We start from the raw sequence: 15,861 nt of genomic DNA, 5'->3' as shown, positions 1-15,861 counted from the left end.
AAACAGTTGATTTCCCCAACATTACTCTCCGCAATTTCTCCTGAAACTGATCACCGTAAATAGTTAAAAATACAATATTAAAACGTATCTTTGCAGCATGATTAATGTGTCAAATCTCTCCCTTCGTTTTGGTAAACGTGTACTATTCGAAGATGTCAATCTAAAATTCACACCTGGAAACTGTTACGGTATTATTGGCGCTAATGGAGCAGGTAAATCTACTTTCTTAAAAATTATCTCAGGGGAAGTTGATCCTTCGACAGGTTCAGTGGCATTCACGCCAGGCGAACGCATGTCTGTTTTAAGTCAGGATCACTATGCTTTCGACGAGTTTACTGTTCTTGAAACTGTCATGATGGGTAACCAAGAGCTTTACAAAATCATGAAAGAGAAAGATGCCATTTACATGAAAGAGGATTTCTCTGATGCCGACGGCGAACGTGCCGGCGAATTGGAAAGTCTTTTTGCTGAAATGGATGGATGGAATGCCGAATCAAATGCCGCAACTTTATTGAGCAGTTTGGGTATTAAAGAAGAACTACATTATAAGTTGGTTTCTGAAATCGACGGTAACCAAAAAGTGCGCGTACTTTTAGCGCAAGCATTATTCGGTAAACCCGATATTTTGATTCTCGATGAGCCTACCAATGATTTGGATATTAATACCATTGCATGGTTAGAGGATTTTTTAGCGAGTTACGAAGCAATCGTCCTCGTTGTATCCCACGACCGTCACTTCTTGGATGCTGTATGTACGCATACAGTGGATATTGATTTTGGTAAGATGACAATCTATACTGGTAACTACTCATTCTGGTACGAATCTTCTCAATTAGCGTTAAAGCAACGTTCTGATCAAAACAAGAAGATGGAAGATAAAGTAAAAGAACTCCAGGAATTTATCCGTCGGTTCTCTGCCAATGCTTCCAAATCCAAACAGGCTACGTCTCGTAAAAAAGCCTTGGATAAGATCAATATTGACGAGATTAAACCATCCAACCGTAAATATCCTGCCATCATGTTCAATACCATGAATCGTGAACCAGGAGATCAAACGCTACAAGTTGAAGGATTAAGCAAAACGGTCAATGGCGAGGTATTCTTTAAGGATATCACGTTTATGATTAATAAAGGCGATAAAATCGCTGTTCTAGGTCCAAATTCATTGGTTACCACAGCATTTTACGATATTATCACTGGTAGAGACACCGATTTCGGCGGCGAATTCAAATGGGGCGTTACCATCACTCCTGCCGATATGCCGATTGAAAATGCCGCGTTCTTTGAAGGAAAAAGTGATAATTTGGTTGATTGGTTGAGAGAATATACAACTAACCCAGAAGCAGATGAACAGTTTATACGGGGATTTTTGGGGAAAATGTTATTTTCCGGTGAAGAGGTTATGAAGAAAGTATCTGTGCTTTCGGGAGGAGAAAAAATGCGCTGTATGTTCTCCCGTATGATGCTTCAAGGTGCCAACTTCCTGATCTTCGATGAACCAACCAATCACTTGGACTTGGAATCTATCACTGCATTGAACAATGGAATGTCTGATTTTAAAGGATCCATGTTGTTCACATCCCGTGACCACGAATTGACTGAAACTGTTGCCAATAGAATCATCGAATTGACGCCGAAAGGTATCATCGACAAATTGATGACTTACGATGAATACATTAATAGCGATGTAGTGAAAGCACAACGTGAAGAAATGTATAAATAAATAAGATAATTTATCCCAATTTAATAAAGGCTCCATAATTCATTTTATGGGGCTTTTTTGATGTCCATTAAAAAAGCACTGAGGGGTTCAGTGCTAATCGCGATTGATATGAAAGAATTGAGAAAGTTTTTATTTTACTGAACCGACGGTTTGACAATACGCCAGCCTAATTGTAAGGACACTGCACAATGATCGGATAAATCTTGGCCCTTTTCGTTTTGAAAAAGCTTTTTTTGAACCTGATAATTCTTTGCCTCAAATAGCAAATGATGATCGTTGCGATAGTAGATTTTATCAATACCTTCACAATCCTCTGTTAACTCCAACGCCGTTTTCGCTTCAAAGTTCGCTTGATGCGCAGGAATATCACCTTTGTTGCGTAAACTTACCCATGCATCTACCAAACCTAAGTCCTTCTGAAAAGAACCGATGTTATCCAGCTCGTAAGCATAATGTGCATTAAAGTCACCCATAATCAAAAGTGGTCTGCCAGCCGAATACTTTTTGATATAGGCTTTTAGCTGATTTATATTCTTCTGCCGGGCAATCGTTGCATTCTGATCATCCTGCGCTGTAGCATGTACATTATAAACATCAATAAATACTGCCTTGGCCAATTGAATTCGAGCATAAGAAAAGCCTTTAGGCGTCAGACAATCTGCACCATTGCAATCGGTCCAGCTTATTCGCTCAAACTCTACGATCGGATATTTTGAAAGTGTACTCAGCCCGTCCCCAAAAGGTACTCCACCCATATTTGCCGTTCGGTAGCTATGCTTATTTTCGCTGTAAAGAAACTTGTTGTAGTTAAAGTCCTCCTGTACATTGACAATATCAAACGCATTGATCCGATTGCCGATCGACGTAATACTGGAAGACCGCTCGGTTACAGCACTGGAAATCAATTCAGGAAGGCCAGCTATATTGTATGTTAACAAATTTAGCTTTCCGTATGTCGCCTCCGGCATAGCTGCATACACCGAATTACTAAACTTCGGCTGTTGTTTTGGCTTCAACTTAAAACCCAACATAACACCGGCAGACGCACAAATAAATAAGATGACAATCTTTCGAAAACCCTTGGGTCTAATTTTTTTTTCGAACAATAGATCTAATAGCATGGACTGAATATTTTGTTCACTCCAAAGGTACTCCACCAACATTAGCTCTATTATCATATTCAATTAATTCTACTTTTAATAATCATGCACAAATCATTAAAAACTAATAATTTATAAACACTATAATGACAAAAGGTTAATACCTGCATAGCATAGGGGTTACAGCTTTCAACTATTTTTATACAACCCCTAATAAGAATAACATGAGAAAGGTAGCCTTCTTTACAGAGATACTCGTCGAGGATTTTGACGGTGCATCACGGACAATGTTTCAGCTGATAAACCGTATAGACCAGCAGAAATTCAACTATTTCTTTATTTATGGCGGCGGCCCTACGCAATTTCGAAATTTCCATTCTTACAAGGTTCCCACATTCAAAATACCGGTCAATGACGATTATTGTCTCGCTATTCCACAGCTTATTAAAAAGAAACTTGAGCTCGCTTTAGATAAATTTGCTCCCGACATGATCCATATTGCAACTCCTTCCCTTTTAGGTTTTTTTGCATTGAATTATGCCAAACGGAAAGGTATTCCTGTCCTTACAATCTATCATACACACTTCATTTCATACATTGCCTATTATTTCAAAAACATATTACCCTTAGTCAAACCGACTGAACAATGGATGAAAAAAGCAATGAATAACTTTTACAACAAATGTGATATTGTCTATGTACCGACCAAATCCATTCTAAATGAATTACAGCAGATCGGCTTACAACAAGAAGGATTAAAACTGTGGCAAAGAGGAATAGACACAGCTCTGTTTAACCCCCAAAAAAAGAATCTATCTCAACTGCAGACCATCACAAAGAATGACAAACCAACAATCCTTTTTGTCAGTCGTATCGTCTGGGAAAAAAATATTAAAACGCTTATTGAAATCTATCAACAGATACATGCCCAAAACCTCGACTATAATTTCATTGTTGTCGGTGAAGGAACAGCCAAAATAATTGCGATGCAAGAGATGCCTAAAGCTATTTTCTTAGGAAAGAAAAGCCATGATGAGCTCGCAATTTTATATGCTTCGGCCGATGCCTTTGTTTTTCCGTCGGTCTCAGAAACGTATGGAAACGTCGTCGTCGAAGCATTAGCATCCGGACTTCCTTGTGTTATCGCCAACGGCGGAGGCTCGGCCTCCTTGATTCAGCACGGAAAAAATGGATTTAAGTGTCAACCTGAAAATGCGGCTGGATATGTTTACTACCTCAAAAAAATTCTCTCCGACGCAAGCTTAAAAAGGAATCTCGTCATTGAAGGTCTATCCTATGTTGGGCAACTGGATTGGAATAGACTAGCTGGACGCTATTTTAATGACATTGAACTATTGATAGACAAAACACAGGAAGTCGATTTGGCATGGGCAAATTAACAAACCCAAGCCAACTCATCAAAGGTGTTTTTTTACTTTTGATTCTGGCGTCCATCACGATCTTTTTAGCGAAAAGCGATTTAAATGCGTTGAAAAAAGAGCTCTCCTCTGTTGGTTATCGCTTCATCGTTATTTTGTTTACAACTTGCGCGGCCTATTTTTTAGGTACATTAGCTTGGTGGATATGTTTAGGCCCTGCAAAAAAGAAGGTCAATCTGCTCGAACTCTTTGCCGTCCGTCAAATCGGGGAAACCGTTGGACTATTCAATCCCACCAGCATTATCGGTGGCGATTTATTAAAGGCACAATTGATAACCCGTTATGACATTCCTTTAAAAGAAGGATTGAATTCGGTTGCAATATCCCGTATTACTGCCGTACTGTCTCAATTGACACTCTTTTTGATTGCTATGATTTGGTTGATATTTTCTCCTTTAAAAAATGAAATTATACGCTACGCAGGCCCAGTAATTTATATGATCTGTATGTTCTTATTTCTTTTGATGATCTTGATACTTTACTGGTTAATAGCTGCAAAAAGTCCCTCACAAACCAAGGCTTCAACAGCAACACCTTTTGGAAAAGCACAAGCGCATGTTCAGTCACTACTTTTGAGTGTAAAAGACTTTTATAAACATCAAAATAAGGTTTTTTGGTATTCTTACTTACTTTTTGCACTACATTGGATTATTGGCAGCCTTGAATTCTATTATATTCTAAAATTTTTGGGTGTTTCAGTACAACCAATACATGGTTTAATAGTAGATATGAGCGTCATTGTGCTAAAAAGCATCGGTGCTTTTATTCCAGGACAACTGGGTATTGAAGAAATCGCCAATAAGCTCCTACTCCATATGATCGGTATTACAGGAGGTAGTATTTGGCTCAGTGCTTCATTATTACGTCGCGGCCGACAGCTCACCTGGGTAGCACTGGGTTTTATATTTTATCTATGCATCAAAAAGAAACCAGTACATGTACCCCTCTGAAATAGAAATACTTTTTGTCAGCCACAAATATCCCCCAAGTGTTGGCGGTATGGAAAAACAAAGCTTTGAACTGATCAATACTGCGGCTCTTTACTTGAAGGTACACACCTTAGTCTATGACAATAGGGAACCTCTTTTAGCCTTCTTCTTCCTACTGAATCGCCGCATTCTAGCCAAAATTAACGATAACCCCGGCATCAAGCTTATCCACTTTAATGATGGATTAATTGCGTCCTTCGCCTCTTTTCACAAAGGATATACCCATTTAAAACGTGCTGTCACGCTTCACGGTCTGGATATCGTTTTTCCACTTCGTTATTTTCAACGTAAGATTATACCGCGGTTTAACACTTTTGATCAGCTTATTGCCGTTAGCCAAGCCACCGCCGACGCCGCACAGTTACGCGGTATCGATCCATCCAAAATCATTGTTATACCCAACGGTGTAGATCCGATACACTGCTCCACTCAAAACAATGAACCAACCTGCGAAAGCAGGCCCTATTTTATCACTTTGGGACGCCCTGTTAAGCGGAAGGGCTTCTCGTGGTTGATGAAACATGTCATCCCCGCGATTCAGGGCGATTTCAAATTACTAATGGTGGGGCCATTCGATCAAAAACCGCAATGGAAAGAACGCCTATTGCAGCTTACACCAAAAAAGATAAATCATTTAATCACCCTATTCCTCGGATTTCCCACCGATCAAGGGGCCATCCGAAAATTACTGAAAGCATACCCCGAAAAAATTGAACATCTTGGAAAAGTTCCATTCGAACAACTGCAAAGCCTCCTGACCAACGCACAGGCCTTTTTGATGCCCAATATTGAAATGGCCGGTGATATGGAAGGCTTTGGGCTCGTCTGCCTAGAAGCTTCCACAGCAGGCACAATTGTTGTTGCCGCCGAATTAGAAGGAATTACAAGCGCCGTTACACACAATTACAATGGGCTTCTCCTGCCAAGCGAAAACCAAAACGCATGGATCGAACAACTTCAAGCCATTTTAGAAGATCCAGTCCACTATAAAAAGCTAAGCCTACAATTTAAACAGAATACCCTAAAACAATATAGCTGGGATATTATGGCCAGATCCTATTGCCAATCATTTGCAGACTTAATTACAGCAGCAGATAAATAATTGAACGTAATACCGCATCAAGTTGACTGCTTCTGTCATCCACGCGGAAAGCTCTTCAAAAGGCATTGTTTATAGAACTTACTTGCTTGCTTGCTTGCTTGCTTGCTTGCTTGCTTGCTTGCTTGCTTGCTTGCTTGCTTGCTTGCTTGCTTGCTATACAGATAAAAGATCAATTAAATGATGAAATATGAAACAATAGATGCTTACTTCCAACGACAAGAACTCATATGGATAAATTCAACGTCTTTCAAGACGCAAAACTTTTTTATAGCGAACTGCTAACGGTCGATAAAAAATCAATTGAATCAAAGCGAAACATCCTACCAAAACAAGTCCCAATGGTGAATAAAAAGTTAGACCAATATACAGTAGTAATAAGAATAACCGCAGCATCTCAAGTGGAAAAACCCAGTCTTCATGTTCTAGAAGTCCTCCAATACAAATAACACTACAAAGAATAAATCCCCCGCCAATAACGAGTTGTATCAGTTGCTGATAATTACCATAAAGCAGAAAGAAAAAAAGAAGTGTCATCGTCAACATGGACTGAAAAAAGATATAGCGGCTTAACGCCTGCGCATGAACTTGCGGCTTAGCTCCGGCAAATATGCGCTCTTCCAGTTCTTCGCGAATTTCAGGCAGTATATCGTCAGGCTTACCGAATATAGTCCGCATTTTGTTCCTAAATCCTTTCGCTCGCTTAAATGACAAACCAATTTCAAATAAATAATGAAAATGCTGCCATAGAAAAGTATAGCGGTGAATGGGCTTTGTGAGCCCATAGACACAAGGCTCCTCCTTTTGTTCCGATATAAATGTTCCAAACAGCTTATCCCAAATAATCAGGATATCCCCATAATTCTTATCCAGATAGATTTCGTTGCTGCTATGATGCACCCGATGATGGGAAGGCGTTACAAATAGCCGCTCCAAAATACCCAAATTTCCAACAGTCTGCGTATGGGAGAAAAATGGATATACGCCATGAATCAACAGAATAGCGGTCATCATAAAGGGCGGGAAACCCAAAAGGGGGATAAAAGCCCAAAATAGCGAACGGAAAACGGCTTGAAATATGGTGATCCGGGCCGCCACCGTAAAGTTATAATCTTCACTTTGGTGATGTACAACGTGCGCAGCCCACAATAGGTTTATTTCATGGCTATAGCGATGATACCAATACCAGAGAAAATCTGTAAATAGGAAAAGTACAACCCAGGTCCAAACATTAGCTTCAATGTGAAATATCGCAAAATTTTGATACACCCAAACGAAAAAAAAGTAAAATAAACTAACGGAAAACATATCACACATACGCTCAACGATACCAACATTAAGATTTGAGATCGATTCATCAAAAGAATAAAAACGTTTCTGTTTTTTGAGGCTATACCCATATTCCAACACCATCAGAATTAAAAATAAGGGAATGATAAATGCCAAAAAATTAAGTTTTTCCGTATACATCCATTTGCTATTTTAAAGACAAACAATCTACCTGAATCGCTATTTGATAAGATTCGTCTTTTCTGATGCCAAAAGATAAATTCTTTCAAACTCTTTATTATTAAACAATCAATTTTAAATCAGGTTTTTCAATTTATGGTTTTTCAATTGATCAAAGGTATGCTTGCTCCTGTTTAGACAAGACCAAACGCCAACCTTAAGGACTTTTCTATCGCAAAAGAAAATGCACAAAAAAATCCTCAAAAAGCTAAACACTTTTTGAGGACTTCTGACTGAACGATAACCAGTACTTTACTGACAAGTCACCGTGATACCAGCTTACCGGACTATTTAAATGCTAATGCACACTGGACATATCGATCTGCGTCTTTCCTTGTTTGATCATCAAAACAAAGGGGACACACAGCAAAAATACCACACCCAGATATAAAAACACATCCATGTAGGATAATACAGTAGCCTGTTTCATCACGCTCATATCGAGTATCTGGTGTGCTTTGGCCAAAGCTTCATTGGGCGAAAAACCTTTCGCCTGAAAGCTCATTTGCAATTGCTGTACCCGTTGTTGCACATCAAACTTGCTTGGATCTAAATTAGCCACCAGATCGACGCGATGTTTTTGGCTATCACGGGCAATAAATGTCGTAATTAAGGCTATACCAAACGAACCACCCAGCTGGCGCATCATCCCTGTAAAGGCAGCTCCTTCACCGATTGACTTACCATGTAATGTCGATAGGGAGAGTGTCATGACAGGTACGAACAACAATCCTAAGCCAACTCCACGGAGAATTAGGGGCCAAAACATGTGCTCTGCTCCCGTATCATTGGTCATGAGACTGTACATCCAAAAACAGAAGCCAAAAAAGATACTTAGTCCTACGGCAACCATATATTTTTGGGGAACACCATTTTGGATCATCTTCCCAATAAAAGGCATCATGATACCGGTCATGATTGAACTTGGCAACAATAACAAACCTGCGTCTGTGGCCGTCCATCCCAATATCGACTGTGTATAGATTGGAATAATAAAAGTCGATCCAAACAAGCCGAAACCAAGAATAAAACTCATCACTACACCAACCTGCAAATTCTTATCCTTCAATACCCGCAAGTTAACAATCGGTTTATCATAGACCAATTCCCGCCATATAAAGAATAATAGTCCGAAAACAGACAAGATTGATAAGCCTAAAATCAAGGGATCGTCAAACCAATCATCCTGTTGTCCATGTTCCAATACAAACTGAAGGGAACCAATAAACATGATCAAAAAGATCATACCAAACCAATCCACTTCCTTTGCAGATTGCTTTTGGCTATATTTAGGACTGCGCACAAAAGATAAGGTCAACAAGGTCGCAATAATCCCTAACGGCACATTGATATAGAATATATATGGCCAGGAGAAATTATCGATAATATATCCACCTAACGGTGGGCCTAGCGTTGGACCAATAATTACCCCCATACCATAGATAGCCTGAGCCATACTACGTTTTTCTTTCGGATAACTCTCTGTAATAATGGTCTGCGCTGTTACCAACAACGCTCCCCCGCCCATCCCTTGTATAAAACGAAATGCAACAAGCTCCCAAATATTGGTCGCGTTACCACATAAAAATGAAGATACTGTGAATATGATAATAGACGCAGCAAAGTAATTTCTCCGTCCAAATTGTTGGGACAACCAGCTGGTCATCGGAATCACAATTACGTTGGCGATTGCGTAAGCCGTAATAACCCATGCCACATCTGTCAAGGTCGCCCCCAACGAACCTTTCATGTCGTTCAGAGCCACGTTGACGATGGTTGTATCCACGATTTCCAACAGCGCACAAAGCACCGCTGTAATCGTGATTACAACACGTCGAAAACCATATTCAACCAGACTATCTTGTTGATTTAAATTTTCCATAGTTATTGAACATGCACATCTACGTCAGCATTCATGCCCGGTCTGAGCAAAGCCACATTTTCTGCTTTATTGTCTTTTGTCAATTTGATTTTTACAGGTAAACGCTGAACAGTCTTCACAAAGTTACCAGTCGCATTATCTGGCGGCAATAAAGAAAAACGCGATCCTGTCGCCGGTGAGAAAGAATTTACTTCACCTTCAAATTCGATATTAGGATAAGCATCCACTTTGATCCCCACCTTTTGACCAGGCTTCATTTTTTCCAATTGCGTCTCTTTAAAGTTGGCTACTACCCAAGTTTCAATATTATCGACAATGTAGAATAAAGATTGACCTGGATTGACCATTTGTCCAGGCTGAACCTTAATGTTGGATACCTGACCATCCACAGAAGCCAGTACCGCGGTATAAGAAAGGTTCAATTTAGCCGCCTCAAGCTGTGCATTCGCTCTTTTTATATTCGCCTCAGCAACAGAAGTTTGTTTTGAAGCCACTGTAGTCTTACTGACGATTGCATTACGTTGCGACGCACTGGCATTGCGTTGCTGTTGCAAAATTTCAACCTGCTTGTCGGCTTCCAATTTCGCAGTCAATGCCTGCTCGTACTGCTGTTTCGTAATGGACTGGTTATTGTATAAGTTTTGGTAGCGGATATAATCATTGTTCGCTTGCTTAGCACGAATACGTGCCGCATCGATGCTGCCTAAATTAGATTGGATCGTTGCATCTGAGATCGCCACATTAGCCGAAGACGCAGATACATCTGCCTTTGAAACATCAAAGCTACTTTGAGCTGCTGCCAAGGCTGCTAATGCCTCGTCCACACGAACCTGATAGTCTTGACTCTCAATGGTAAATAACGTATCCCCTTTTTTAACCAAATCATTGTCCTTTACATAGACTTTAGCGATAAAACCGCCCACCCGTGGAATGATCGGGCTCATGTTTTTCTCCACCTGTGCATCGTCTGTAGTCTCATGCGCCTGGCCATGCATATATTTATACGCCCCATAAGCCCCTCCGAAGATGACCAATGCAGCCAAAACAATTGTAAATTTTTTATTTGTACCTTTTTTTTCAGGTGCGTTTTCTACTGTATTTTCCATGTCTAGATTAATTGCTATTTAATGTTTAAAGACCCATTTGCTAACAGCAGGTCGTAATATTTTTCAATGGTGTTTGCTTTGCTGATTGCCAGATTGATCTTGCTTTGCAGCTGCTGTACGTCTGCGGTCAACAAGTCGTCGGTATCGGCGATACCATTATCGTACTTATCTTTGGTGATCCGATAATTTTCAACAGCCTGATCCACCGCCTGATGATAGACCACATCCTGCTTTTGTGCCAGCATATAGTTTTCATTGGCCTGTTGAACCTGCACTTTTACCTTGTCATTTAATAATTCAATATGCTCATCAATTTCCTTGATACGGTTTTTTGCCACATTCACTTCTCTTTTATTTTTGTAAAGCGAACCGATATCGTAAGAAACGCCGATGCCAACCATGGCAGCATTCGTCACGGTAACCACCTTTTGAAGACCAAAAGCATTGTATCCAGCTGTTGCAGCAACAGTTGGCATGGCAGCCGCTTTTGTTACTTTCAACTGATCTTCAGCAACCAAACGTTGCGATTCCATCGATTTTAGATCTGAGCGCGAGGTTTTTGCTGCATCATATGATGCTTTTAAGCCCAAATCCACACCTGTGACTTCGCCCAAATTGATCTGATCCAGTTGGGTATCTTCATCAATTTTCAAGAAATTAGCCAATTGATAATTCAGCACCTTGATATTTTTCTGTGCTTCCTGAAGCGAAACCTGATAGTTTGAAAGCTGCAGTTCTGCTTTTAATAAGTCATTACGTGCGATCAAACCATTATCCAACATCGCTTTAAAATCCGAAACACGTTGCTCCGACTGCTTGATATTTTCAGCAATCAACAAATTGGTTTGCTGAGCCTTATAAAGACTCAAATAAAGATTTACTGCACGTATAGCCAATTGTTCTTTGCTCGCTACAGCATTGTATTCCTCGGCTTTCAATACATCCTTTGCAATATCAATGCCGCCCTTAATTCTGCCACCGGTATAGATTGGTATACTCACCGAAGCCTGACCCAACCACAATTGGTTTGCAGCGATATCTGGAGCAGATCCCCCCTCACCTAAAGCCAACTTTAAATTCACATTTGGTGTGGTCATAGCCATGTATTGTCCACTCAATTTTGCATCAGGAAGTTGTTTCGATTTGGCCGTTTCCACCTCGAGCTGCCTACCCAATATCTTGGTGTCGGCAGACTTCGCTCCCACGCTTTGATTTGCGGCCAAGTGAATTATTTCTTCCAAAGTCATGTGCTTGTTGTCCTGTGCCAACAAACCCATGGGACTTAAAAGCAATAAAGCACTCAAATTGGCCAACTTATTTTTCATATGTCAATAAAGCTTTAATTGTTGTCTGTATAAATTCTGTTAAAGTTGTTTCTATATAATTTGCATATTCTTCATCGTTATCGATATGCAACTGATCTTGCAAAAAGCAATGATTCATTTGGAAATTCATAAAAGTTCCCATCATCATCGAATGGATTAAAATTGGATCATATCCACCTTTGAACACCCCCTGTTCTACACCTTCATTGATCACGGAAGAAATAACCTCCAGGTTATGCAATTTGAGCTTCCTGAATGCTTCAGAGATCAGCATCCGCTGTTTTAGTGAACTTTCAATGGTAATAATATGATACAGCTTACGATGCGAATTCATCGATTTAATTGATCGATCTACCATCGCGTCTATTTTGTCCAGCGCATTGTCAATAAGCGCCAACTCATCCACATTGATCATAAAATCAGGAACACGCCACTCAAAAAACGTATCCAGCAACTTGTCCTTTGATCCAAAATAATAGTTGATCATTGCAACATTTACATTCGCTTCGTTGGCAATATCACGCACGGAAGTCCCATCAAACCCTTTTGTTGCAAAAAGACGCTCAGCTGCAAGTAAAATATCAATCTGTTTCTCGTTAAATTCCATTTTAAACCTCGATCTTTTAAAGATACCATCGCATATTCATAGCGATAATAAAAGACGTTCTCGCTAAATGCGCGACAAAGTTAAACAAACGTTTAATTTAAACAAGTGTTTAATTATTAAATTTGTGTAAAAAAAAACACCATTTCTGGTGTTCGCTATATGTAGCTGGCATTTTCGCAATATCGGATGAAATGTATTTCGCCAATGTTGGATCGAGCTTGCTTCGCTATATTGGATGAGATTAGTTAAGTATCCGGTAGATCATTTCTTTTAAAATCTCTTCACTATTGAAATTGCTCGGCACATTGACACCTTTGGATTTCAAGTCGGTCTCCTTCAACACATTAAGCACATCGAAAGTTTTCCGTCTATTGTAATTCCGTGCAGCAAGCTCGTATTCTTTTAGAAAGAAAGGATGTACCCCCAGTTCTTTTGCCGCGACGGATTTGTCTATCAGATAATGGTATTTGAGAATCTTCGTGAAGTAGGTGGCAATTTGTCCAATAACCATCACCAGTGGATTATTTTTGGGATTGGCGACAAAATAATCGACGATCTGATATGCTTTTAGGGCATTACGTTTAGCCAAAGCAGTATTTAATTCAAAAACATTATAATCTTTGGAAATACCTATATTCCGTTCAACATCTTCCATGCTTATCTCTTGGCTCTTCGGAACATTAAGCATCAGTTTGTCAAGTTCATTGGACACCTTGGACAGGTCATTACCGAGATAATCCGCAATCATCAACGCAGCTTGCGGATGAATGCGCCAGCCCGCATCTTTCACATACGTCCCAATCCAGGGGCCAACCTTATCGTCGTATAGTTTGGCCGCATCAACAACTAGTCCCTTTTTTTCAAAGACTTTATAAACCTTTTTGCGTTTGTCAAATTTCCCATGTTTAAAACAAAACACAAGAATGGTTGTCGGTGTAAGATGCTCCAGGTATTTAGTTAACAGTTCTTCCGTATCCGATTTCCATTTCAGCTCCTGCGCTTCCTTAATAATAATCACCTGATAATCACTCAACATGGGATACCGTTTTGCTGCATTGACAATGGTAGATATATCAATATCTTTTCCATAGAAAATCGATTGATCAAAGCCCTTTTGTGCTTCGTTCAACACCGTCGCTTCCAAGGCGTCAGCAATGGTATCAATGAAATAACTCTCCTCCCCTTGCAATAAATACACTGGTTTAAAAGACCTGTTCTTAATATCGGATAAGATCGGATTGATGTTCATATTTAAAACTATCGATAGTATTTATTTTCCCTGGGCCCAATTAAGCTCTTTACACGCGGCAACTTGTCTAAAGTTGCTATGGAGTACCCGGTCTATTTATTTATTTTTTCACTGCAGATCGGTTGCCCCATTACTTTCCCGCATCCAAACAATCTGCTACAGTCTAAAATGTCCCATGTTATTGCATCTTCACATGGTGTATCTAGTTCGACTATGGACATTTTATAGGAAGCAAAATTACGATTTTAATGGCAATTTAAGCGAGTAACCTCGCCGAATTAACGCTTTTATAATTGATTCATGTACGACCATCACTTTAAGCTATTGGTTTAAAGCCATGAACATTTAGCACCACAACTTCCACAATTCTGGTCAAGCAATACGGCCACAAAAGCAGACCTGAGGTTTTTTACAAAAAATCATCTTCGTCAGCAAAAAAACACCATATTTCATGCCTGATGAATGTATTTTTTTTGCTAAAATTTTAGTATATTTGTGTATGTTTTCACCGACTCCACTGAACTTACCGCCGTATCAAGCTAAAATATCTAAAAAGAACAATGCGATTTATATATTTGATGAGCTCAGAAAAAAGGATCTGGTATTAACACCGGAAGAATGGGTTAGGCAGCATTGGATCAACTATTTGTCGCTCATGAAAAATTATCCCAAGGCACTGATGCACATCGAAGGCGGTTTGAAATTAAATAACCTGCAGAAACGAAGTGATTTGTTAATTTATAACAGCAGCGGGCATAAGGTGGTCTTAGCCGAATTTAAGGCACCTCATATAAAAATTACACAACAAGTATTTGAGCAAATTGCAAATTATAATACAGTTCACCGTATACCATACCTGCTAGTAAGCAACGGTATGAATCATTATTATTGTAAAATTGATTTTATCAAAAAGTCTTACGAATTTTTGGAAGACCTCCCCAACTACAACGAAATTGACTAAGGAGCTATGCATGAAATAGATAAAAATTAATCCGGAGATTCAGTCTCCCTTAGGTCTTGAACGGGGAGCACCGAAAAAATGTAAAGTAGATGTAAAACATCTTTTCAATTTATTTGATTTTTAAAATATAGTTTTATATTAGTCCTACAGAATAGAAAAAATAAAAAGATGAATATAGATAAAAACGAATTCAGAAAATATGCAGTAAAGCATCACCGTATTGGAAGTCAACATGTTGATAGCTTCATTGCGCGTACAGAGACTAGCATTCCGACAAACCTTACGCCTTACATCGTTGAAGAACGTCAACTGAACGTTGCACAAATGGATGTATTCTCACGTTTGATGATGGACCGTATCATATTTTTAGGAAGCGGTATTGACGATCAGGTTGCCAATATTATTCAGGCACAGCTCTTGTTCTTACAGTCTACCGATGCACAACGTGATATCCAGATCTACATCAATTCACCAGGTGGAAGCGTATACGCTGGACTAGGAATTTACGACACCATGCAATATATTACGCCAGATGTAGCAACCATCTGTACCGGTATTGCAGCATCTATGGGCGCTGTTCTTTTAGTTGCTGGTGCAAAAGGCAAACGTGCAGCCTTACGCCACTCACGCGTCATGATTCACCAACCTTCCGGTGGCGCTCAAGGAGTTGCAGCCGATATGGAAATCAACTTACGTGAGATGATGAAATTAAAAGAAGAATTATACACCATTATTTCAGATCATTCTGGACAAACTTACGAATGGGTAGAAAAATCTTCCGATCGCGATTACTGGATGCGGGCTAATGAGGCCAAAGAATTTGGTATGATTGACGAGATTTTACTTCCAAAGAAGGAGATTATTAAATAACA

At 39.6% G+C, this 15,861-nt stretch carries 13 protein-coding genes; 6 read left to right on the top strand and 7 right to left on the bottom strand.

All coding sequences use genetic code 11. The annotated features are described in order from the left end of the window. The first annotated feature begins 97 nt into the window (after nucleotides 1-97). A complete protein-coding gene (locus B3600_RS17585; protein ID WP_070565495.1) occupies nucleotides 98-1,723 on the top strand; it encodes an ABC-F family ATP-binding cassette domain-containing protein in 1,626 nt (541 codons plus the stop codon). 134 nt (nucleotides 1,724-1,857) lie between these two features. On the opposite strand, the gene B3600_RS17580 is transcribed toward B3600_RS17585, so the two are convergent. Then, a complete protein-coding gene (locus B3600_RS17580; RefSeq protein WP_115045734.1) occupies nucleotides 1,858-2,901 on the bottom strand; it encodes an endonuclease/exonuclease/phosphatase family protein in 1,044 nt (347 codons plus the stop codon). A 146-nt stretch (nucleotides 2,902-3,047) separates the two neighbouring features. On the opposite strand from B3600_RS17580, the gene B3600_RS17575 reads away from it, so the two are divergent. From B3600_RS17575 to B3600_RS17565, 3 genes are read left to right on the top strand one after another with little or no spacing between them, the layout of a single operon-like run. After that, nucleotides 3,048-4,223, top strand: a complete 1,176-nt coding sequence (locus B3600_RS17575; RefSeq protein ID WP_286753808.1) for a glycosyltransferase family 4 protein — start codon at nucleotides 3,048-3,050, stop codon at nucleotides 4,221-4,223. Further along, the gene (locus B3600_RS17570) at nucleotides 4,211-5,212 is read left to right on the top strand and encodes a lysylphosphatidylglycerol synthase transmembrane domain-containing protein (RefSeq protein WP_286753807.1); all 1,002 of its coding nucleotides are present in this window, start codon (nucleotides 4,211-4,213) and stop codon (nucleotides 5,210-5,212) included. The genes B3600_RS17575 and B3600_RS17570 overlap by 13 nt, the downstream gene beginning before the upstream one ends. Nucleotides 5,213-5,261: 49 nt before the next feature. Next, nucleotides 5,262-6,353 (top strand): glycosyltransferase family 4 protein, encoded by a 1,092-nt coding sequence (locus B3600_RS17565; protein ID WP_236560225.1) that lies wholly within the window; start codon nucleotides 5,262-5,264, stop codon nucleotides 6,351-6,353. 237 nt (nucleotides 6,354-6,590) lie between these two features. Here the strand turns inward: B3600_RS17565 and B3600_RS17560 are convergent, their stop codons facing one another. From B3600_RS17560 to holA, 6 genes are all read right to left on the bottom strand, one after another. After that, nucleotides 6,591-7,820 (bottom strand): sterol desaturase family protein, encoded by a 1,230-nt coding sequence (locus B3600_RS17560; protein WP_286753806.1) that lies wholly within the window; start codon nucleotides 7,818-7,820, stop codon nucleotides 6,591-6,593. A 337-nt stretch (nucleotides 7,821-8,157) separates the two neighbouring features. Next, entirely contained in the window at nucleotides 8,158-9,741 is a 1,584-nt protein-coding gene (locus tag B3600_RS17555) for an MDR family MFS transporter (RefSeq protein ID WP_070565506.1), read from the bottom strand. 2 nt (nucleotides 9,742-9,743) lie between these two features. Continuing rightward, nucleotides 9,744-10,847, bottom strand: a complete 1,104-nt coding sequence (locus tag B3600_RS17550) for an HlyD family secretion protein (RefSeq protein WP_070565508.1) — start codon at nucleotides 10,845-10,847, stop codon at nucleotides 9,744-9,746. A 14-nt stretch (nucleotides 10,848-10,861) separates the two neighbouring features. Then, nucleotides 10,862-12,172, bottom strand: coding sequence for a TolC family protein (locus B3600_RS17545; protein ID WP_286753805.1), 1,311 nt, complete (start codon nucleotides 12,170-12,172; stop codon nucleotides 10,862-10,864). Next, nucleotides 12,162-12,779, bottom strand: coding sequence for a TetR/AcrR family transcriptional regulator (locus B3600_RS17540; protein ID WP_070565512.1), 618 nt, complete (start codon nucleotides 12,777-12,779; stop codon nucleotides 12,162-12,164). Before B3600_RS17540 ends, B3600_RS17545 begins: the two co-directional genes overlap by 11 nt. 241 nt (nucleotides 12,780-13,020) lie before the next feature. Then, entirely contained in the window at nucleotides 13,021-14,028 is a 1,008-nt protein-coding gene (gene holA / locus B3600_RS17535) for a DNA polymerase III subunit delta (RefSeq protein WP_286753804.1), read from the bottom strand. A gap of 499 nt (nucleotides 14,029-14,527) precedes the next feature. Here holA and B3600_RS17530 point away from each other — a divergent pair, with 499 nt between their 5' ends. Continuing rightward, the gene (locus B3600_RS17530; RefSeq protein WP_070565516.1) at nucleotides 14,528-14,989 is read left to right on the top strand and encodes a type I restriction enzyme HsdR N-terminal domain-containing protein; all 462 of its coding nucleotides are present in this window, start codon (nucleotides 14,528-14,530) and stop codon (nucleotides 14,987-14,989) included. Nucleotides 14,990-15,157: 168 nt separating this feature from the next. Continuing rightward, entirely contained in the window at nucleotides 15,158-15,859 is a 702-nt protein-coding gene (gene clpP, locus B3600_RS17525) for an ATP-dependent Clp endopeptidase proteolytic subunit ClpP (RefSeq protein ID WP_046674530.1), read from the top strand. Nucleotides 15,860-15,861 lie beyond the last annotated feature (2 nt).

Source organism: Sphingobacterium sp. UBA2480, from assembly GCF_002341965.1.
Classification (GTDB): domain Bacteria; phylum Bacteroidota; class Bacteroidia; order Sphingobacteriales; family Sphingobacteriaceae; genus Sphingobacterium; species Sphingobacterium multivorum.
Note: the sequence above shows the minus strand (reverse complement) of the source record. Positions and strands in the feature narration are given on the sequence as shown.